Origin of the sequence: Pseudomonas ekonensis (assembly GCF_019145435.1) — a bacterium.
GTDB classification, from domain to species: Bacteria; Pseudomonadota; Gammaproteobacteria; order Pseudomonadales; family Pseudomonadaceae; genus Aquipseudomonas; species Aquipseudomonas ekonensis.
In genome coordinates, this window is sequence record NZ_JAHSTS010000001.1 from 2309985 (window position 1) to 2330284 (window position 20300).

A 20300-nucleotide genomic window follows, 5' to 3' on the forward strand; every position below is an offset into this window, starting at 1 on the left:
CCGTTTCAGATGCCGGAGTCCGTCAGCGTGGCGCAGCACACCCCCGATCTTCCTCCCGAACTTCGCCCCTTGGCCGAGATGCCGTGGTTCAAGCGCCTGGCCGCCCGCTTCCTGGGGCACGGCCTGACCCGCTTGCGCGCCCAGCACCGTTCGTCGTGGCTGCACGGTCAGGCCGACGGCTTTCGCAGCGGCCACACCGCCGGCGTCGAGTACGGCTATAAGGAAGGCCGGCAGGACGGGCTGGAAGAGGGCCGCCAGGTCCTGCTGATCCGCGACAGCCGCAGCACCGAACATCGGCCGCCGTCCATCGATGATCATCTGTTCGATGACTGGCGCCTGCCGCTGACCCCGGAGCTGAAGAAGCGGATGAAGGCCGATGTGGCGCGCCTGCTGCCGGCCCATGCCCAGCCGAGCGCGGCGCAGTGGAAGATGATCTTCAGCGACACGCCGTCGACGTCCGTGGTGGCCGGTGCCGGCGCCGGCAAGTCGACGACCCTGGTGCTGCGGATCCTGCTGCTGACCCACTACCTGGGCTTTGAGCTCGACTCGATGACCGTGGTGACGTTCACCCGAGAATCGCGCCGGGACTTCATCAAGAAGCTGATCGAGCTGTTCGCCCTGTGGGGGCGGCCGCTGGAACAGAAGCAGGCGCGTGACTTGGTGCGCACGTTTCACTCGCTCATCCTGCCGATGGTGCGCAGCCTGCCGGGGTTCGAGCGGTTGCAGGCGTTCGAGAACCTCAGCAACCGGCCCCAGGGTGGCGACGACGAGGCGGACAGCAACCCGTTCGACCTGCGCATCAACGAGGCCCAACGCCAGCGGCTCAACACCTGTTACCACCGCTTGTACACCGAGGATGAGCGTTTCCGTCAGTTGATCCAGCCGCTGTCGCGGCATGCCTTGCAGCTCAAGGAGCTGGAGCGCGATCACCCGGACGTGCAGAAGCGCGTGGCGGTGACCGAGCTGGCCGCCAAGCGCGATGAAGAGCTGTGCGACGTGATCGAGGATCTGTGGTTCCGGGCCGGGGCCTGGCCGATCAAGGGGATCGAGCCGAACCGCCAGACCTTCGAGATCAACGGTGCCCGTTTCCATTGCCACGGCTACATCCCGAGCCTGGATGCCTGGGTCGTGCTCGGCTTCGACGCCGGCGAAAACCCGCAGACCTGCCGGCCGGGCGCCAAGCTGACGGTGCGTTCCGAGTGGGCCGTGAAGCGCACCCTGTTTCAAGCTTTCTGCCGTAAGCCATTGATTTGGTTGGATAACTACGAAATGTCGAAGCGGGTTCTGGCCACGCTGGCGGGGGACGCGAGCGCAGGCCCCGGCTTCGACTATAAGGTCAAAGGCGAGTTGGCTTCCGCACCGCTGCTCGACTGTTTCGTCGGCGCCGCCGGCTTCATCGAGAACCTGGGGCTGGACGTGCCGGACGCGGTCGGCCGCATGAGTTTCGCCAAGGACGACCCCGACTGCTTCTTCTTCGAGGCCTTGAGCCTGTTCTGGCGCGCCCTGGAAGATCACCTGCTGGATCAGAAGCCGCCGGTGATGACCTACAACCGCATGTTCGCGCTGTTCAGCGAGCACTCGCCGGAAAACCTCAAGCTGCTCGGCGATGACCTGCTGCGGCCGATGTCGCACCTGATGATCGACGAGTTTCAGGACGTTTCGCCGCAGATCGTCTCGTGGATCCGCGCCAGCCTGGCCGAGATCCGCAGCCGCGGGCCGTCCATGCATGTCGGGCGCGGGGCGCAACGCTCGTCGCTGCTGTGCGTGGGCGATGACTGGCAGTCCATCTACGGCTGGCGCGGCAGTTCGCCAAGCTACTTCATGGCGTTCAACACCGAATTCCCGTCGCCGGCCACCACGCGGGTGATGCTCAGCGAGAACTACCGCAGCCACCAGCACATCATCGATGCGGCAGAGCATGTGGTGCGGGCCGCTCCGGCGATTCCGGGGAAAAAGGCCAAGGCCTGCGGCGAGGCCGGCGAACTGCGGCCGGTCAACGTCCTGGAGCGTGATGACGCCGCGTTGGCCCAGCGTCTGACGGAGCACTACCGGCAAGGCGATTCGATCTTGATGCTGTATCGAAGAAGTAGCGATAAGTTATTGATTGAACAGCATATTCAGTCGGTAGTTAATGTGGATTCTAGCTTGCCGTATGAAGCCCGGCGCCTGAAGCAACTGACCTTCCACAGCGCCAAGGGCCTGCAAGCCGATGCGGTGTTCATGCTGGGAGACTGCCAGCATTTGACCAGTTCACCCTACAAGAACCAGGTCTACCGCATGGCCGGCCTGGGCAAGGCCGGCGACAGCGAACCGTACGACAGTGCGCAAAAGGACGAGATCCTGCGCCTGGCCTACGTTGGCATCACCCGTGCGGTCAGCCACTGCTATTGGTATGTCGAACCCCAGGACGGGCCAGCGGTGAACATGCCTCGGGCATCGGACAGGGTCGACGCCGGCAAGCCGTTCTTCGCCGACCGGCGGCCGCAGAAAAAGACCGCCTGAATCGATCGACCAACAAAAAGCCCGCTATCGCTAGCGGGCTTTTTTGTTTGTGAATCATAAAGTTATGCGTAGCTTCTCAACGATTCCGGAGGAGTGAACGTGTCCAGTTCATCCTCGACCGCCTCGATTATTCGTTCGACGTCCGCCGCGTTCATCACGGTGGCGCAGGGAATGCCCGCGATCGCGATCAGGGTTTCGCCGCTGGCGCGGTCGAACAGTCGGGCGACCATGCTGCCCGGTGCGTCCATCGTCGCCTCGAATCCCATGGGATGAAAATGCCAGCGCATCAGCTGGCAGGCGTTGGGAAAGGTGACTTTGCTTGAGGCTCTATTCATGTGTTGCCCGCCTTCTTCATCGAGCGCTTCCGTTTGCTCAGGGTAGGTGGGAAGAGCCTTCATTGGCTCAACCGGTGGGTGCCTTTAAAAGTAGCATCTGGATGTGAAAATCCTGTGAGAATTTTCAGGCCGTTTGGCGATTGCGCGGATTATTTTGATGTAAGTCACGAACCATGCGGCCGTGGGCGACGAAGCGCCATTGCGGTCCGGTCATTGCCCGGGCGCCTGAAGTTGGGCAAGCTCGGTGCTTTTGGCAGAGACCCTTATGCACGCCGACGACGACGGCCCGGAGCAGTCCCCGGCCACCCGCGAAACGGTCATGCGCTATCACCTGAGCTGGAAGCGCCGGGATCTGGACAGCGTGATGGCGCTCTACCATCCGGCCATCCAGTACAACGACTTCTTCCAGAACCGCGTGCTCGGGCTCGACGAGCTGCGCGAGTACGTGCGGGTCAGTATGCCGCGTGAATCCGACGAAGCGCTGGAGCATTGCGACCGGATCCGCATCGACGGCAACACGGCGTTCATTCAGTACGAGGTGACGTTGCGCGGCGGCAGCGGCCTGGTGTCGTTCCGCTCCAGTGAAGCGATCACCGTCAAGGACGGCTTGATCTGGCGCGTCAACGAATACGCCTCGCTGGTGCGGGAAACGGCCGCTGCGGCCCAGGCGTCGAACCGGCGCCCGGCGGCGAGCCGCCTGGGGTTGTCGCCGCGCCAGTTGAGCTTCATGGCCGACGACCTGCAAAGCTATTTCCAGCGCCAGCAACCGTACCTCGACCCGGAGCTGGACCTGCAGCGGGTGGCGAAGGAGTGCGGGTACAGCCGTAACCAGATTTCCTACCTGCTCAACCAGGTGCTGGGGCAAAGCTTCTATCGCTACGTCAATCAGGCTCGCCTGCAGCATGTGCTGCGGGGCCTGGACAGCGCCACGCCGCCGCTGCGCATCGATGAGCGGGCCTTCGCCGCCGGCTTCAACTCGCTGTCGGCGTTCTACAGCTGCTTTCGCCAGCACACCGGGCAGTCGCCCAAGGCTTACGCCAAACAAATTTCTTTGCGGGCACGCGCGCAAGACAACCCTTGAGCCCTGCCACTAGGATCGCCGCCATCGACCTTTTGATTGGCGGAGTCTTGCATGCCGGCGTGGCGCAACATCAGTTTGTGGATGGACCAGCTTGACGAGCCGCTGACCGCGCGACCGGCGCTGGAGCAGGACCTGGACGTCGACGTGGCGATCATCGGCGCCGGTTACACGGGGCTGTGGACGGCGTACTACCTCAAGCGGCTGGCGCCGGGCCTGGACATCGCCATCGTCGAGGCGCAGACCGCCGGGTTCGGTGCGTCCGGGCGCAACGGCGGCTGGCTGATGGGCAATCTGCTGGGCGAGGACCGCTTGCTGGCCGGGCTTTCTCCCCAGCAGCGCCGGGCGTCCTATGACCTGTTGCACAGCATTCCCGACGAGGTGGAAGTCGTCCTCGAACGCGAAGGCATCGACTGCGATTACCGCAAGGGCGGCGTGCTGTACTGCGCCGCGCGTTACCCGGAGCAAGCGGCGAGCCTGCGCCAGTACCTCGACAAGCTGCACGCCCAAGGCCTGAGCGACAACGACTACCGTTGGCTCAGCCCCGAGCAGTTGGCGCAGCAACTGCGGATCGCCAAGCCGTACGGCGCGATCTTCGCCCCCCACGTGGCGACCCTTCATCCGGCCAAACTGGTGCGCGGCCTGGCCCGCGCGGTTCAACGCATGGGCGTGAAGATCTACGAGAACAGTCCCGTCACCCATTGGCAGGCCGGCAGCCTGCGCACCGACAAGGCCAGCGTACGCAGCCGCTGGATCGTGCCGGCGGTGGAAGGCTATTCGGTGACGCTGCCGCCGCTGGGCCGCTACCAGTTGCCGGTGCAAAGCCTGATCGTCGCCACCGAACCGCTGTCGGCGGCGGTCTGGGACGAGATCGGCCTCAACGGCGGCCAGGCGTTCAGCGAGTTCAGCCGCCAGGTCACGTACGGCCAGCGCAGCGCCGACAATCGCCTGATCTTCGGGGCCCGCGGCGGCTACCGGTTCGCCGGCAGGCTGCGGCACGACTTCGACCTGACCCGCGATGAAGTGCAGCTGCGCCGCTATCTGTTCGGCGAGCTGTTCCCGCAACTGAAAAACGTGCAGATCACCCACGGCTGGGGCGGCAACCTCGGTATGTCCCGGCACTTCAAGCCGCACATGCTCTGCGACCGCGCCAACGGCATTGCCTTGTCCGGCGGCTACGGCGGCGAGGGCGTCGGTGCCAGCAACCTGGGCGGACGCACCCTGGCCGACCTGATCCTGGAGCGCGACAGCGAGCTGGTGCACCAGCCCTGGGTGCTGCCGGACGGCGGGATCCACGCGCTGCGCGCCTGGGAGCCCGAGCCGTGCCGGTGGCTGGGCTACAACGCGATCATCAAGAGTTTCGTCCATGAGGACCAGACCCTGGCCAACCCGGCGACCGCGCCCTGGCGGCGCAAGCTGGCCAGCCGGGTGGCGGGCTTCATGGAAGGTTTCATGCACTGAACCCCGCTTCAATCCCACGACAGGTAGCCCCATGAGCATCACCCAGTTCAAAAACACCGCCACGTTGCCGCTGGACGAATCCAGCCCGGTGGCCGTTCCCCTCGGCACGCCGGTGGCGGTCGCCTCGACCACCAGCGTCGAGCGCGACGACGGCGTCGAAACCGGCGTCTGGGCGTGCACGCCCGGCCGCTGGCGCCGGCAGATCACCGCCCAGGAGTTCTGCCATTTCATCGCCGGCCGCTGCACGTTCACCCCCGACGGCGGTGGCGAGACCCTGCACATCCAGGGCGGCGACGCCCTGATGCTGCCGGCGAACACGCTCGGCGTCTGGGACATCCAGGAGACCGTGCGCAAGACCTATGTCCTGATTTTCTGACTTTCCGATCTTTGATTGCCTGCCCGCTTCACGACAAAAAAGACAACAGCACCCACAGGTATCCCCATGATCCAGAAAACCCTCTCACTGGCGCCGCTGCTGCTGGTCGCCTCGCTCAGCCACGCGGCCGACACGGTCAAGGTCTACAACTGGTCCGACTACATTGCGCCGGACACCGCGAAGAACTTCGAGAAGGACACGGGCCTGGGCGTCACCTACGACGTCTACGACAGCAACGAAACCCTCGACGGCAAGCTGATGACCGGCAAGTCCGGCTACGACGTGGTGTTTCCTTCCAACCATTTCATGGCGCGGCAGATCCAGGGCGGGGCGCTGAAGAAGCTCGACAAGAGCCAACTGCCGAACTGGAAGAACCTCAACCCGGTGCTGCTCAAGGCCCTGCAAACCAATGATCCGGGCAACGAGCACGGCTTCCCGTACCTGTGGGGCAGCACCGGCATCGGCTACAACGTGGCCAAGGTCAAGGCTGTGCTGGGCGACGCTGCGCCGCTGGATTCCTGGGATCTGATCTTCAAGCCCGAATACATGCAGAAACTGCAGAAGTGTGGCGTGGCGATCCTCGACAACGGTCCGGAACTGCTGCCGGCGGCGCTCAACTACCTGGGCCTGCCGCACCACAGCAAGAACCCCGAGGACTACAAGAAGGCCGAAGCGCTGCTGATGAAGGTGCGGCCTTACGTCAGCTACTTCCATTCCTCCAAGTACACCAGTGACCTGGCCAACGGCGACATCTGCGTGGCGGTGGGCTTCTCCGGCGACATCCTGCAAGCGGAAAACCGAGCCAAAGAGGCGAAGAACGGCGTCGAGATCGGCTATTCGATCCCCAAGGAGGGCGCCGCCATCTGGTTCGACATGGTCGCGATGCCTGCCGACGCGCCTGACGAGAAGGCCGGCTATGCGTTCATGAACTACCTGCTGCGCCCGGACGTGATGGCCGGCATCAGCAACTACGTGCACTACGCCAACGGCAACGAGCAGGCCGACGGCCTGATCGACCCGGCCATCAAGGGCGACACCAAGGTTTATCCGAGCCCCGAGATGATGGGCAAGCTGTTCGCGCTGGAGGCGATGCCGCTCAACATCGACCGGATCCGCACCCGCGTATGGAACAAGATCCGCACCGGCAGTTGATCCTTCCCCAAAAACGGTAGGAGCGAGCCTGCTCGCGATGCGGTGGATCCTTCAACAGGAATGTTGTGGACGTACGCATCACGGGCAGGCTCGCTACCGTCGCTTCGGCGCCGGCCTGGGCCCGGTTGCACTAATAAAGTGCAGGAAAGTGAGACGCCTTCGGCAAAAAACAATTAACCCCTATTTAATATTTAAATAAGAAATCGTCAGACAATTCGGCAAATTCACCAAAGTTCAAACAATTGTCCAACAGCACATGCTTTGTTTACGGGAGCTTTGCGGAAAAGTTCGTTTTGAGTTCGAAAAAAACGCTAGACGTTCGATTTCAAATTGTGTCAGGTTGCGAATGCCTTCATTGGGCGAGTGATAGGACAATCTCGCCAGAGGTTGTCGCTATCTGACAAAAACTGTTCCATTGCTAAACAAGGAAGTGTGTTTATGTCGAAAGTAAAAGCTAACGCTATTGATACGGCCGAACAGGCATTCCAGCTGTCGGCGGCAGATCCCCTGGCGGCGTCCAGCACCGCCTGGAACCAGATCAATAGCTTCAGCCATCAGTACGATCGTGGCGGCAACCTCACGGTCAATGGCAAACCCTCCTATTCCGTCGACCAGGCCGCCGATTACATCCTGCGCGACGGGGCTGCCTACAAAGACTTGGACGGCAGCGGCAAGATCGAACTCACCTACACGTTCCTGACCTCGGCATCGTCCAGCACGATGTACAAGCACGGGATCTCCGGGTTCAGCCAGTTCAGCGCCCAACAGAAGGCCCAGGCCGTGCTCGCCATGCAATCCTGGGCCGACGTGGCCAACGTCACCTTCACCGAGAAAGCCTCGGGCGGTGACGGCCACATGACCTTCGGCAACTACAGCGGCGGCCAGGACGGCGCGGCGGCGTTCGCCTATCTGCCGGGCACCGGCGCCGGTTATGACGGCACTTCGTGGTACTTGATCAACAGCGGCTACCAGCAGAACAAGAACCCGGACCTGAACAACTACGGCCGTCAGACCCTGACCCACGAGATCGGTCACACCCTGGGCCTGGCCCACCCCGGCGACTACAACGCCGGCAACGGCAACCCGACCTACAATGACGCCCACTACGGTCAAGACACCCGTGGCTACAGCGTCATGAGCTACTGGAGCGAAAGCAACACCAGCCAGAACTTCAGCAAGGGTGGGGTGGAGGCCTATTCGTCCGGCCCGCTGATGGATGACATCGCGGCGATCCAGAAGCTGTACGGCGCCAACATGACCACCCGTACCGGTGACACCACCTACGGCTTCAACTCCAACGCCGGGCGCGATTTCCTCAGCGCCACGTCGTCGGCCGACAAGCTGGTGTTCTCGGTGTGGGACGCGGGCGGCAAGGACACCTTCGACTTCTCGGGCTTCACCCAGAACCAGAAGATCAACCTCAATGAGGCGTCGTTCTCCGACGTGGGCGGCCTGGTGGGCAACGTGTCCATCGCCAAGGGCGTCACCATCGAAAACGCCATCGGCGGTTCGGGCAACGACCTGCTGATCGGCAACAGTGTGTCCAACGAGCTCAAGGGCGGTGCCGGCAACGACATCCTCTACGGAGCCGGCGGCGCCGACAAGCTGTGGGGCGGCGCAGGTGCGGACATCTTCGTGTTCGGCGCCAGCACCGACTCCAAGCCGGGCGCGGCCGACCAGATCCTGGACTTCACCTCGGGCCTGGACAAGATCGACCTGACCGGCATCACCAAAGGCGCCGGCCTGCACTTCGTCAGCGCCTTCACCGGTGCGGCGGGTGACGCGATCCTGACCACCTCGGGCGGCAACAGCACCCTGCAAGTGGACTTCTCCGGGCACGGCGTGGCGGACTTCCTGGTCAGCACCGTCGGCGTCGCGGCTGTCACCGACATCGCAGCGTGATGTGAAACGGGAAAGCGGCGCACGGTGCGCCGCTTTCTTCACTTGCATCGCCTCGCCCTGTGGGCAAGGCTACACGCCGGAGCGAAATGTCCCATGACCCGTAGCGCAATTTCCCGCAAGGCAGTGGCTTGGCTGTTGCCGACGCTGATGATGATTTCTGGAGAGACACCCATGGCAAGCAGCCTCAGACTCGAAGACCCTTCGGCGTTCGCAGGATCCTGGCAGGCGACCTTGAGCGCCCGCAGCGACGCGCCGGATGCCCAGGCCCTGCAAGACAAGCCGTCGAACACCTGCCGGATCGAGCTGGAGCCGAACCAGACCTTGGGCAAAGGCGCCGACTGCCTGAGCGCCTGGCTGCAGGACAGCGCCATCGGCTGGTTTCCCGACCCCGACGGTCTGTCGATCACCGGCAAGGAAGGCTCAAGAATCCAGTTCTTCAGCCGACAACGTGATGGGCTTTATCTGAGCACTTTGAAGTCGGGCCTGGTGATCACGCTGGTGCGCGCCGCAGCGCAACCGTGAAGGCCGTCCGAAAGAACAGTTTGAATATAAATGACCTCGATGCAGTTATAAGCATTGCCTTGATAGCGACAACGCCGGTTAAACATCGCGAAAGTTGTTATTGAAGTGTAAGCGGACACTTGCAGAGTATCTCCCGGGCCATGCACGGGTTGTTTAATAAAGACTCGCCAAAGAATGGCGGGGAATATCATTCGGGAATTATCAATGAAGATGGCGAAGGCCCCAGCCACCGCTCCGTTATTCAAGGCACTGGGTGACTACAAGGGCATTCTGATCAGCGTCGGTTGCTTTACCGCACTGATCAACGTGCTGATGCTGGTGCCCTCCATATATATGCTGCAGGTCTACGACCGGGTGCTGTCTTCGCAAAACGAAACCACCCTGGCGATGCTGTCGCTGATGGTGGTCGGTTTCTTCGCCTTCATCGGCTTGCTGGAGGTGGTGCGAAGCTTCATCGTGATCCGCATCGGCAGCCAGCTGGAGCGCCGTTTCAACCTGCGGGTGTACCAGGCCGCGTTCGAACGCAACCTGTTCAAGGGCGAAGGCAACGCCGGCCAGTCGCTGAACGACCTGACCCATATCCGCCAATTCGTCACCGGGCCGGCGCTGTTCGCGTTCTTCGATGCGCCGTGGTTCCCGGTCTACCTGTTTGTGATCTACCTGTTCAATGTCTGGCTCGGCGTGCTCGCCACCGCCGGCGCGGTGCTGCTGATCGCCCTGGCGTGCCTGAACGAATACATGACCAAGAAGCCGTTGGGCGAGGCCTCCGGGTTTTCGCAGAAATCCAGCCAACTGGCCACCAGCCATCTGCACAACGCCGAAACCATCCAGGCCATGGGCATGCTCGGCGCGCTGCGCAAGCGCTGGTTCCAGGTGCATTCGCGTTTCCTCGGCCTGCAGAACCAGGCCAGCGACACCGGCGCGGTCATCTCGTCCTTGAGCAAGACCCTGCGCCTGTGCCTGCAATCGCTGGTGCTGGGCCTGGGCGCCTTGCTGGTGATCAAGGGCGACATGACCGCCGGGATGATGATCGCCGGTTCGATCCTGATGGGTCGGGTGCTGAGCCCGATCGATCAGTTGATCGCCGTGTGGAAGCAGTGGAGCGGGGCGAAGCTGGCGTACCGCCGCCTGGACTCGCTGCTGCAGGCGTTCCCGCCCAGCGACGACAACATGGCGCTGCCGGCGCCCAAGGGTCAGATCAGTTTCGAACAGGTCAGCGCCGGCCCGCCGGGCCAGCGGATGCCGACCTTGCACATGGTCAACTTCAGCCTCGCGGCCGGTGAAGTGCTGGGCGTGCTGGGGGCTTCGGGCTCCGGCAAATCCACCCTGGCGCGGGTTTTGGTCGGCGTCTGGCCGGCCCTGGGCGGCACCGTGCGCCTGGACGGCGCCGACATCCACCGCTGGAACCGCGACCAGCTCGGTCCGTACGTCGGCTACCTGCCCCAGGACATCGAGCTGTTCAGCGGCACCGTCGCCGAAAACATCGCCCGCTTCAGCGACGCCGACCCGCAGAAGGTTGTGGCTGCCGCCCAGCAGGCCGGCGTGCACGAGATGATCCTGCGCCTGCCCAAAGGCTACGACACCCCGCTGGGCGAGGACGGCAGCGGCCTGTCCGGCGGCCAGAAGCAGCGCGTGGCCCTGGCCCGCGCCATGTACGGCACCCCGAGCCTGGTGGTGCTGGACGAGCCGAACTCCAACCTCGACACCGTCGGCGAGGCCGCGCTGGCCAGCGCCATCGCCCAGCTCAAGGCCCAGGGCACCAGCGTGATCCTGGTCACCCACCGTTCTTCGGTGCTGGCCCAGGCCGACAAGCTGCTGGTGCTCAACGACGGGCGGCTGCAGGCGTTCGGCCCGAGCCAGGACGTGCTGCGGGCGCTGTCGGGCAATCAGGAACAACCACGTGAGAAGACTGCGCAGGCACCGGCCGGGCTCAGCATGAGCCGGCAGTATCAGCCGACGACAAGGAATTCGGGTGTATGAGCAGTGCAAGCATGAACACAACCAACGAAGCGTCGCTGGAAAACGACTACACCCGCGAACGTCCGGAGCGCGACGCGAAGTTCTTCGCCCGCATGGGCTGGATCCTCGCGCTGGCCGGCGCCGGCAGTTTCTTCACCTGGGCGGCCCTGGCGCCGCTGGACCAAGGCATTCCCGTGCAGGGCACCGTGGTGGTGTCGGGCAAGCGCAAGGCCGTGCAGTCGATGAGCGCCGGCGTGGTCAGCCGCATCCTGGTGCGTGAAGGCCAAAGCGTGAAGCAGGGCCAGCCGCTGTTCCGCCTCGACCAGACCCAGGTCGCCGCCGACGTGCAGTCGCTCCAGGCCCAGTACCGCATGGCGTGGGCCAGCCTGGCGCGCTGGCAGGCCGAGCGCGACAACCTCAAGCAGGTGACGTTCCCGGCTGAGCTGAGCAACGATCCGGATCCGCGCCTGGCGCTGGTGCTCGAAGGCCAGCGTCAGCTGTTCAGCAGCCGCCGCGAGGCGTATTCCCGCGAGCAGGCCGCGCTGCGCGCCAGCATCGAAGGCGCCAGTGCGCAACTGGCCGGCATGCGCCGCGCCCGCACGGACCTCAACGCCCAGGCCGACTCGCTGCAGCAGCAGTTGAGCAACCTGCAACCGCTGGCGGACAACGGCTACATCCCGCGCAACCGCGTGCTCGAGTATCAGCGTCAGCTGTCGCAAGTGCAGCAGCAACTGGCGGAAAACACCGGCGAAAGCGGGCGCGTAGAGCAGGGCATCCTCGAATCGCGCCTGAAACTGCAGCAGCACGGCGAGGAATACCAGAAAGAAGTGCGCAGCCAACTGGCCGACGCCCAGCTCAAGAGCGTCACGCTGTCCGAGCAGCTGACCTCTGCCGGCTTCGATTTGCAGCACAGCGAGATCCTGGCCACCTCCGACGGTGTGGCGGTCAACCTCGGCGTGCACACCGAAGGCGCCGTGGTGCGCCAGGGCGAGACTTTGCTTGAGATCGTTCCGCAAGGCACCAGCCTGGAGGTGGAAGGCCACCTGCCGATCAACCTGATCGACAAGGTCGGCCCCCACTTGCCGGTGGACATCCTGTTCACCGCGTTCAACCAGAGCAAGACCCCGCGGGTGCCGGGCGAGGTCAGCCTGATCTCCGCCGACCAGATGGTCGACGAGAAGACCGGCGCGCCGTATTACGTGATCCGCAGCAGCGTCAGCGACCAGGCCATGGAGAAACTCAACGGCCTGGTGATCAAGCCCGGCATGCCGGCGGAAATGTTCGTGCGCACCGGCGAACGTTCACTCCTCAACTACCTGTTCAAACCGCTGCTCGATCGGGCCGGCTCCGCGTTGACCGAAGAATAAGGACGTTCGGCTGTATGAATAAGCTTTCCATGCTGGCGGCAGCGTTCGCGCTGCTCGCAGGCAACAGTGCGGTGGCGGCCGTGGGGCCGTTCGAGATCTACGAACAAGCGTTGCGCAACGACCCGGTGTTCCTCGGCGCGATCAAGGAGCGCGACGCCGGCCTTGAGAACCGCGCCATCGGCCGCGCGGGGCTGTTGCCCAAGCTCGGCTACACCTACAACAAGGGCCACAACAACTCCAAGGCCACTCAGCTCAACAGTCGCGGCAACATCACCGAAGACCGCAACTACAACAGTTACGGTTCGAGCCTGACCCTGCAACAGCCGTTGCTCGACTACGAGGCCTACGCCGCCTACCGCAAGGGCGTGGCGCAGTCGCTGTTCGCCGACGAGAACTTCCGCGGCAAGAGCCAGGAGCTGTTGGTGCGGGTGCTGGACAACTACACCAAGGCCCTGTTCGCCCAGGACCAGATCGACATCGCGCAGGCCAAGAAAAAGGCCTACGAGCAGCAGTTCCAGCAGAACGAGCATCTGTTCAAGTCAGGCGAGGGCACCCGCACCGACATTCTGGAAGCGGAATCGCGCTACGAGCTGGCCACCGCCGAAGAGATCGAGGCGCGCGACGAACAGGACGCGGCGCTGCGCGAGCTCGGCGCCCTGACCGGCGTGCCGGCCATCGACATCGGTGATCTGGCGCCGCTGGACCAGAACTTCCAGACGTTCACCCTGCAACCGGCCAACTACGACACCTGGCACGAACTGGCGATCAGCAACAACCCGAACCTGGCCTCGCAGCGCCAGGCCGTGGAAGTGGCGCGTTACGAAGTGGAGCGCAACCGCGCCGGGCACCTGCCGAAGGTGAGTGCCTACGCGTCGATGCGCCAGAACGAATCGGAAAGCGGCAACACCTACAACCAGCGCTACGAAACCAACACCATCGGCTTCGAAGTGAGCGTGCCGCTGTACGCCGGCGGCGGGGTCTCGGCCTCGACCCGTCAGGCCAGCCGCAACATGGAGAGGGCCGAGTACGAGCTGGACGGCAAGACCCGCGAAACCCTGATCGAACTGCGCCGCCAGTTCAGCGCTTGCCTCTCCGGCGTGAGCAAGCTGCGCGCCTATCAGAAGGCGCTGACGTCGGCCGAAGCGCTGGTGGTGTCGACCAAGCAGAGCATCCTCGGCGGCGAACGCACCAACCTGGATGCGCTGAACGCCGAGCAACAACTGTTTACCACCCGCCGCGACCTGGCGCAGGCACGCTACGACTACCTGATGGCCTGGACCAAGCTGCACTACTACGCAGGCACCTTGAACGAGCAGGACCTGGCCCGGGTGGACGAAGCCTTCGGACAAGGCCCCAAAGGCCGGATGAATTGACGGCGGCCCCCGCCACAGGGGTGGGCGAGGGGATTGCAGCACTAAAACAACAATAGAAAAACGAGTGGTGAACATGGACGTACACTTCAAGCCGGCAGCGGTCGGCACCCTGTTGCTCGCGATTTCCGTGGCGCAGGCCCAGGCGCAGTACCTCGAAACCGGCAAGGCCGGCGATCCGGCCAGTTGGCGCAGCGCCGAGTTCCTGCGCGACTGGGGCCTGGGCCGCATGCAGGCCGACCAAGCGTACGCCGCCGGCATCACCGGCAAAGGCGTGAAGATCGGCGCCCTGGATTCGGGTTTCGATGCGCCCCATCCCGAGTTCTCCACGGATCGCTACCACCCGGTGCTGGCCAACGGCAGCTACCTGGACGGCTCGCCGTTCAGCGTCAATGGCACGCTCAACCCCAACAACGACTCCCACGGCACCCACGTGGTCGGCACCATGGGCGCGGCCCGGGACGGCAACGGCATGCACGGGGTGGCGTACAACGCGCAGATCTACGTCGGCAACACCAACAAGAACGACAGTTTCCTGTTCGGCCCCAATCCCGACCCGCGTTATTTCAAGGCCGTGTACGACGCCCTGGCCGATGCCGGCGTGCGGGCGATCAACAACAGTTGGGGCAGCCAGCCGCCGGACGTCAGCTACCGCACCCTGGCCGACCTGCACGCGGCCTACGCCCAGCACTGGAACAAGGGCACCTGGCTGGATGCCGCCGCCGACGTGTCGCGCCGCGGCGTGATCAACGTGTTCAGCGCCGGCAACAGCGGTTACCCGAACGCCAGCGTGCGTTCGGCGCTGCCGTACTTTCAGCCGGACCTGGAAGGCCACTGGCTGGCGGTCTCGGGCCTGGACCAAGGCAACCTGCAAAAGTACAACCAGTGCGGCATCGCCAAGTACTGGTGCATCACCACGCCGGGGGCGAAGATCGACAGCACCATTCCCGATGGCGGCTATGCGGTCAAGTCGGGTACCTCGATGGCCGCGCCCCATGCCACGGGGGCGCTGGCGCTGGTGATGGAACGCTACCCGTACATGACCAACCGCCAGGCGCTGGAAGTGTTGCTGACCACCGCCACGCAACTGGACGGCTCGGTCACCGAAGCGCCGACCGCCCAGGTCGGCTGGGGCGTGGCGGATCTGGCCCGGGCGATGCGCGGCCCGGGCCAGTTGCTCGGGGCGTTCGACGCGAACCTGGCGGCAGGGCAGCGGGACGTGTGGGGCAACGACATCTCCGACAAGGCGCTGATCCAGCGTCAGAACGAAGACCTCGCCGAACGCGCCGCCTGGCAGCAGACCTTGCAGACCCGCGGCTGGCAGAACGGCTTGCCGGCGGGCAGCAGCCAGCAGGACCAGACCGACTACGCCGTCGGCACCCTGCGCGATGCCGCCGCGGCCGGGCGGGTGTATGAAGGCAGCCTGACGAAAAGCGGCGCAGGGCAACTGGTGCTCAGCGGCAACAGCAGCTATCGCGGCGCGACCACGGTCAACGACGGCCTGCTGACGGTCAACGGTTCGCTGACCTCGGCAGTCACCGTCAACGACGGCGGCAGCCTCGGCGGGTCCGGGCGGATCGGCGCGTTGACCGCCAACCGCGGCGGACGGGTGGCGCCGGGCAACTCCATCGGCACCCTGAACGTGGCCGGCGACGTGACCTTCGCTCCCGGCTCGACCTACGCGGTGGAGCTGTCGCCGACCGCCAGCGACCGCATCGTCGCCGGCGGCAGCGCCTCGGTGAGCGGCGCCACCGTCAGCCTGTCGCTGGAGAACAGCCCGACGCTGCTCAGCACCGTCGAAGCGAAAAGCCTGCTGGGCCGCTCCTACGACATCCTGCAAGCGGCGGGCGGCATCCAGGGGCAGTTCGCGGCGGTGGTGCCGGACTACCTGTTCATCGGCGGCAACCTGAGCTACGCCGGCAACGGCGTTCAGCTCGATGTGCAGCGTAACGCGACGTCCTTCGCCAGCGTCGGGCAAACCCCCAACCAGCGCGCCGTGGCCGGTGCCGCAGAAGCGCTGGGGGCGGGCAACGCCGTCTACGAAAGCCTGTTGCTGTCGGCGACGGCGGCTTCGGCGCAGCAGGCGTTCCAGCAACTGAGCGGGGAAATCCATCCGGCCCTGGGCTCGATGCTGATCAACGACAGCCGTCAACTGCGCGACGCCGTCGGCGAACGGCTGCGCGACCTGCAGGCCGCGCAAGGCAACGGCTGGGTCAAGGCCCTGGGCGCCTGGGGCACCACGGATTCGACGCACGACACCGCCGGCTACAGCACCTCGCTCGGCGGCCTGCTGGCGGGCGTCGACGGCGCCTTGGACGAGCAGACCCGCATCGGCCTGGTCACCGGCTACAGCGACAGCTCGTTGAGCATGGGCTCCGGCACGCACGCGTCGGCCAAGGTCGACAGCTATCACCTGGGCGTCTACGCCGGCCGCCAGATCCAGGCCTGGCGCCTGAGCGCGGGGGCCGCCTACAGCTGGCACCGCGCTGACGTGAAGCGCGACCTGCAGTACGGCGACCTCAGCGCCAAGCAAAAGGCCAAGGTCGATGCCGCCACCACTCAGGTGTTCGGCGAAGCGGCGTACCGGCTGGACGTGCAGCCGCTGGCGCTGGAACCGTTCGCCCACCTGGCCTGGGTGCATCTGGACAGCGACGGGTTCACCGAAAAGGGCGACGCCGCCGCGCTCAAGGGCGGTGACGACCGGCGCGACGCGGTGCTCGGCACCCTCGGCGTGCGGGCGGGCAAGACGTTCGCCCTGCCGGCCGGCCAGGCCCTGGACGTCAGCGGCAAGCTCGGCTGGCAGCACAGCCTCAGCGACATCGAGTCCGAACGGCACCTGCGCTTCGCCAGCGGCACCGCGCCGTACACGGTCGAGAGTTCGCCGCTGGTGCGCGACGCCGCCGTGGTGGGCGTGCAGGCCAGCCTGGCGCTGAGCCGCGATGTGCGGGTGAACCTGGATTACGCCGGCCAGCTGGCCAGCCGCGAGAAGAGCCACGGGGTGGGCTTGAGCCTGAACTGGCAGTTTTGAAGGCGGGGGAGTGCGGCCCGCCTGTTTGCGGCGGCTGCGCCGTCGGGTCGCAGCGCGCTCCCTCGCCACAGGGTGGTCCTCGACGCGTCGAGGAAAAAGGATTTTGTGCAACATCACTAAGGAAGGTCGCTGGATGAAAAACAACAACACCCCCGCGCAATCGGGTGGACGCTTTCGCCTGAAAACCCTCAACGGCGCGCTGCTCTGCGCGCTGGCCACCTGGGGCAACGCCCAGGCGGCGCCCTACGTGGAGAACGGCCGGGCCGGGGACCCGGCCAGTTGGCGCAGCGCCGAATTCCAGGCCGACTGGGGCCTGGGCGCCATCGGCGCGGACTATGCCTACGCCGCCGGGTACTCCGGCAAAGGCGTGAAACTGGGGATCTTCGACCAGCCGGTGTACGCCGCGCACCCGGAGTTCTCCGGCGCGAACAAGGTCGTCACCCTGGTGACCCGCGGCATCCGCGAGTACACCGACCCCTACATTCCGGTCAAGGCAGGCGATGCGTTTGTCTATGACGGCTCGCCTTCGGTGGGCTCCAACGGCAAGCTCGGCGCCCACGGCACCCACGTCGGCGGCATCGCCGCCGGCAGCCGCGACGGCGGGGTGATGCACGGCGTGGCGTTCGGCGCGCAGATCATCAGCGCCGACAACGGCGACCCGGGCCCGGAAGACGGGATCGTGCGCGGCAACGACGGCGCCGTGTACAAGGCCGGCTGGGACGCCCTGATCGCCAGCGGTGCGCGGATCATCAACAACAGCTGGGGGATCGGCATCACCGACCGCTTCGACCTCGGCGGCCGCGATCCGGCGTACCCGCACTTCACCGTCAACGACGCGCAATTGCAGTTCAACGAGATCCGCCAGCTGATGGGCACCAAGCCCGGCGGCGCCTACGACGGCGCCATCGCGGCGGCGCGCAGCGGGATCGTGACGATCTTCGCCGCCGGCAACGACTACAACCTGAACAACCCGGACGCCATCGCCGGCCTCGGCTACTTCGTGCCGGACATCGCGCCCAACTGGATGACGGTGGCGGCGCTGCAGAAGAACCCGAACCAGGGCAGCCCGATCCCGTACACCCTCAGCACCTTTTCCTCGCGCTGCGGCTACACCGCGAGCTTCTGCGTGTCGGCCCCCGGCACCCGGATCTACAGCTCGATCATCGAAGGCACCAACGCCGACAACCTGACCACCGGCTACGCCAACTACAACGGCACGTCGATGGCCGCGCCCCATGCCGCCGGTTCCGTGGCGGTGCTGATGGAGCGCTTCCCGTACATGACCGGCGCCGAAGTCGCCAGCGTGCTGCGCACCACCGCGACCGACCTGGGCGCACCGGGCATCGACGCCCTGTACGGCTGGGGCATGATCAACCTGCGCAAGGCCATCGACGGCCCGGCGATGTTCGTCACCGCCCAGGACATCCCGGCGGAGTTCCGTGTCGACGGCGCCTACGGCAACGGCCAGTTCGTCGCTGACCTGCCGGGCATCGGCGCGGTGCTGGACGCCGGCAAACCGAGCCAGCGGCTGTGCACCGACATCACCTGCGGGCTCGATGTGTGGCGCAACGACATTTCCGGCCACGGCGGCCTGACCAAGCAAGGCCTCGGCACCCTGGTGCTGGCCGGCGCCAACACCTACGCAGGCCCCACCCTGGTGAACCAGGGACGCCTGGCGATCAACGGCTCGCTGACCTCGGCGGTCACCGTCAACGACAGCGGCATCCTGGGCGGCAACGGCCGGATCGGCGCCCTGAGCGTGAAGCGCGGCGGCACCGTGGCGCCGGGCAACTCCATCGGCACCTTGAACGTGGCCGGTGACGTGACCTTCGAGCCGGGCTCGACCTACGCGGTGGAGGTCTCGCCCACCAGCAGCGACCAGATCGTCGCCAGCGGCAAGGCGATCATCGACGGCGCCACGGTCAGCCTGTCCCTGGAGAACAGCCCGACCCTGCTGACCAGCGCCCAGGTCAAATCCCTGCTCGGCACCCGCTACGACATCCTGCAGGCGGCCGGCGGCATCGAAGGGCGCTTCGGCCAGGTGCTGCCGAACTATGCGTTCCTCGGCGGCATCCTCGACTACTCGACCGGCGGGATCGGGCTGACCGTCGCGCGCAACGGCGCATCGTTCGCCAGCGTCGGCGCGACCCCGAACCAGCGCGCCGTCGGCGCCGCCGCCGAAGCCCTCGGCGCGGGCAACGCCCTGTACGAAACCCTGCTGCTGTCGGCCACCCCGGCGGACGCGCAACAGGCCTTCCAGCAACTGACCGGCGAGATCCACCCGGCCATCGGCACGCTGCTGATCAACGACAGCCGCCACCTGCGCGATGCGGTGGGCGAACGTCTGCGCGAACGCGACATGTTCGACGCCGGCGCCCCCACCGACGACCGCAGCAACGCCTGGTTCAAAGTGCTCGGCGCCTGGGGCAAGAGCGACGGCGGGCATGACTACGCCGACTCCACCAGCTCCATCGGCGGCTTGCTGCTGGGTGTCGACGGGCTGATCGCCGACAACACCCGCCTGGGCTTCGTGACCGGTTACAGCGACAGCTCGCTGAGCATGGGCGAGGGCACGCACTCGTCGGCCAAGGTCGACAGCTACCACCTGGGCGCCTACCTGGGGCATCAGATGGACGCGTGGCGCCTGACCGTGGGCGGCGCGTACGGCTGGCACCGCATCGACGTCAAGCGTGACCTGGCGTTCGGCGACGTCAGCGGCAAGCAGAAGGTCAAGCGCGACGCCACCACCGCACAGCTGTTCACCGAAGCGGCCTACGACCTGGGCCTGAAACCGATGAACCTGGAGCCGTTTGTCAACCTGGCCTACGTGCACCTGAACAGCGACAGCTTCACCGAGAAGGGTGACGCGGCGGCGCTCAAGGGCGGCGAAGACAACCGCGACGCGGTGCTGTCGACCCTCGGCGTTCGGGCCAAGCGCACGTTCGCGCTGACGGACAAGCAACAACTGGAACTGGGCGCGAGCCTGGGCTGGCAGCACAATCTGAGCGGCGTGGACTCGAAGGAGCACCTGGCCTTCGCCAACGGCAACAGCGCGTTCACCGTGCAGAGCGTGTCGATGGACCGCGATGCCGCCGTGGTCGGCGTGCGCGCCGGGCTGGCCGTGGGCAGCGCCGCCCGTGTGAGCCTGGATTACAACGGACTGATCGGCGAGCGGGAAAAGGACCACGGCGTGGGCCTGACCCTCGACTGGGCATTCTGAGACGAAGTTTTTTGATGGAAGAGAGAGT

The 20300-nt window shown here is 65.4% G+C and carries 13 protein-coding genes; 12 read left to right on the forward strand and 1 reads right to left on the reverse strand.

From position 1 onward, the window contains the following. Nucleotides 1–27: 27 nt before the first annotated feature. Nucleotides 28–2502, forward strand: a complete 2475-nt coding sequence (locus KVG96_RS10180; RefSeq protein WP_217891912.1) for a UvrD-helicase domain-containing protein — start codon at nt 28–30, stop codon at nt 2500–2502. 62 nt (nt 2503–2564) lie between these two features. Here the strand turns inward: KVG96_RS10180 and KVG96_RS10185 are convergent, their stop codons facing one another. Next, entirely contained in the window at nt 2565–2837 is a 273-nt protein-coding gene (locus KVG96_RS10185) for a DUF1652 domain-containing protein (RefSeq protein WP_217892466.1), read from the reverse strand. 265 nt (nt 2838–3102) lie between these two features. On the opposite strand from KVG96_RS10185, the gene KVG96_RS10190 reads away from it, so the two are divergent. The 11 genes from KVG96_RS10190 to KVG96_RS10240 all read left to right on the forward strand — a co-directional run bounded on the left by KVG96_RS10190 (nt 3103) and on the right by KVG96_RS10240 (nt 20272). Then, the gene (locus tag KVG96_RS10190) at nt 3103–3918 is read left to right on the forward strand and encodes a helix-turn-helix domain-containing protein (protein ID WP_217891913.1); all 816 of its coding nucleotides are present in this window, start codon (nt 3103–3105) and stop codon (nt 3916–3918) included. Between the two features lie 51 nt (nt 3919–3969). After that, nucleotides 3970–5376 (forward strand): NAD(P)/FAD-dependent oxidoreductase, encoded by a 1407-nt coding sequence (locus KVG96_RS10195; RefSeq protein WP_217891914.1) that lies wholly within the window; start codon nt 3970–3972, stop codon nt 5374–5376. 31 nt (nt 5377–5407) lie between these two features. Further along, nucleotides 5408–5752, forward strand: a complete 345-nt coding sequence (locus tag KVG96_RS10200; RefSeq protein ID WP_217891915.1) for a cupin domain-containing protein — start codon at nt 5408–5410, stop codon at nt 5750–5752. A 66-nt stretch (nt 5753–5818) separates the two neighbouring features. After that, nucleotides 5819–6904: a polyamine ABC transporter substrate-binding protein gene (locus KVG96_RS10205; protein ID WP_217891916.1), complete on the forward strand. Its 1086-nt coding sequence runs from the start codon at nt 5819–5821 to the stop codon at nt 6902–6904. A gap of 438 nt (nt 6905–7342) precedes the next feature. Next, on the forward strand, nt 7343–8806 hold the full coding sequence (locus tag KVG96_RS10210) for a serralysin family metalloprotease (protein ID WP_217891917.1): 1464 nt from the start codon (nt 7343–7345) through the stop codon (nt 8804–8806). A 93-nt stretch (nt 8807–8899) separates the two neighbouring features. Continuing rightward, entirely contained in the window at nt 8900–9328 is a 429-nt protein-coding gene (locus KVG96_RS10215; RefSeq protein ID WP_217891918.1) for an AprI/Inh family metalloprotease inhibitor, read from the forward strand. Nucleotides 9329–9532: 204 nt separating this feature from the next. After that, nucleotides 9533–11308, forward strand: coding sequence for a type I secretion system permease/ATPase (locus tag KVG96_RS10220; RefSeq protein WP_217891919.1), 1776 nt, complete (start codon nt 9533–9535; stop codon nt 11306–11308). Beyond that, nucleotides 11305–12654, forward strand: a complete 1350-nt coding sequence (locus tag KVG96_RS10225; protein WP_217891920.1) for an HlyD family type I secretion periplasmic adaptor subunit — start codon at nt 11305–11307, stop codon at nt 12652–12654. The genes KVG96_RS10220 and KVG96_RS10225 overlap by 4 nt, the downstream gene beginning before the upstream one ends. 14 nt (nt 12655–12668) lie before the next feature. Then, nucleotides 12669–14027, forward strand: coding sequence for a TolC family outer membrane protein (locus KVG96_RS10230; RefSeq protein ID WP_217891921.1), 1359 nt, complete (start codon nt 12669–12671; stop codon nt 14025–14027). 73 nt (nt 14028–14100) lie between these two features. Further along, nucleotides 14101–17052: an autotransporter serine peptidase EprS gene (gene eprS, locus KVG96_RS10235; RefSeq protein WP_217891922.1), complete on the forward strand. Its 2952-nt coding sequence runs from the start codon at nt 14101–14103 to the stop codon at nt 17050–17052. A 133-nt stretch (nt 17053–17185) separates the two neighbouring features. Beyond that, nucleotides 17186–20272, forward strand: coding sequence for an autotransporter serine protease (locus KVG96_RS10240; protein ID WP_217891923.1), 3087 nt, complete (start codon nt 17186–17188; stop codon nt 20270–20272). The last annotated feature ends 28 nt before the right edge of the window (nt 20273–20300 follow it).

Coding starts and splice junctions, on each gene's coding strand:
- KVG96_RS10230 (WP_217891921.1), top strand. CDS start 12,669: ATGAATAAGCTTTCCATGCTGGCGGCAGCGTTCGCGCTGCTCGCAGGC.
- KVG96_RS10225 (WP_217891920.1), top strand. CDS start 11,305: ATGAGCAGTGCAAGCATGAACACAACCAACGAAGCGTCGCTGGAAAAC.
- KVG96_RS10240 (WP_217891923.1), top strand. CDS start 17,186: ATGAAAAACAACAACACCCCCGCGCAATCGGGTGGACGCTTTCGCCTG.
- KVG96_RS10215 (WP_217891918.1), top strand. CDS start 8,900: ATGACCCGTAGCGCAATTTCCCGCAAGGCAGTGGCTTGGCTGTTGCCG.
- KVG96_RS10205 (WP_217891916.1), top strand. CDS start 5,819: ATGATCCAGAAAACCCTCTCACTGGCGCCGCTGCTGCTGGTCGCCTCG.
- KVG96_RS10185 (WP_217892466.1), bottom strand. CDS start 2,837: ATGAATAGAGCCTCAAGCAAAGTCACCTTTCCCAACGCCTGCCAGCTG.
- KVG96_RS10195 (WP_217891914.1), top strand. CDS start 3,970: ATGCCGGCGTGGCGCAACATCAGTTTGTGGATGGACCAGCTTGACGAG.
- eprS (WP_217891922.1), top strand. CDS start 14,101: ATGGACGTACACTTCAAGCCGGCAGCGGTCGGCACCCTGTTGCTCGCG.
- KVG96_RS10200 (WP_217891915.1), top strand. CDS start 5,408: ATGAGCATCACCCAGTTCAAAAACACCGCCACGTTGCCGCTGGACGAA.
- KVG96_RS10190 (WP_217891913.1), top strand. CDS start 3,103: ATGCACGCCGACGACGACGGCCCGGAGCAGTCCCCGGCCACCCGCGAA.
- KVG96_RS10220 (WP_217891919.1), top strand. CDS start 9,533: ATGAAGATGGCGAAGGCCCCAGCCACCGCTCCGTTATTCAAGGCACTG.
- KVG96_RS10210 (WP_217891917.1), top strand. CDS start 7,343: ATGTCGAAAGTAAAAGCTAACGCTATTGATACGGCCGAACAGGCATTC.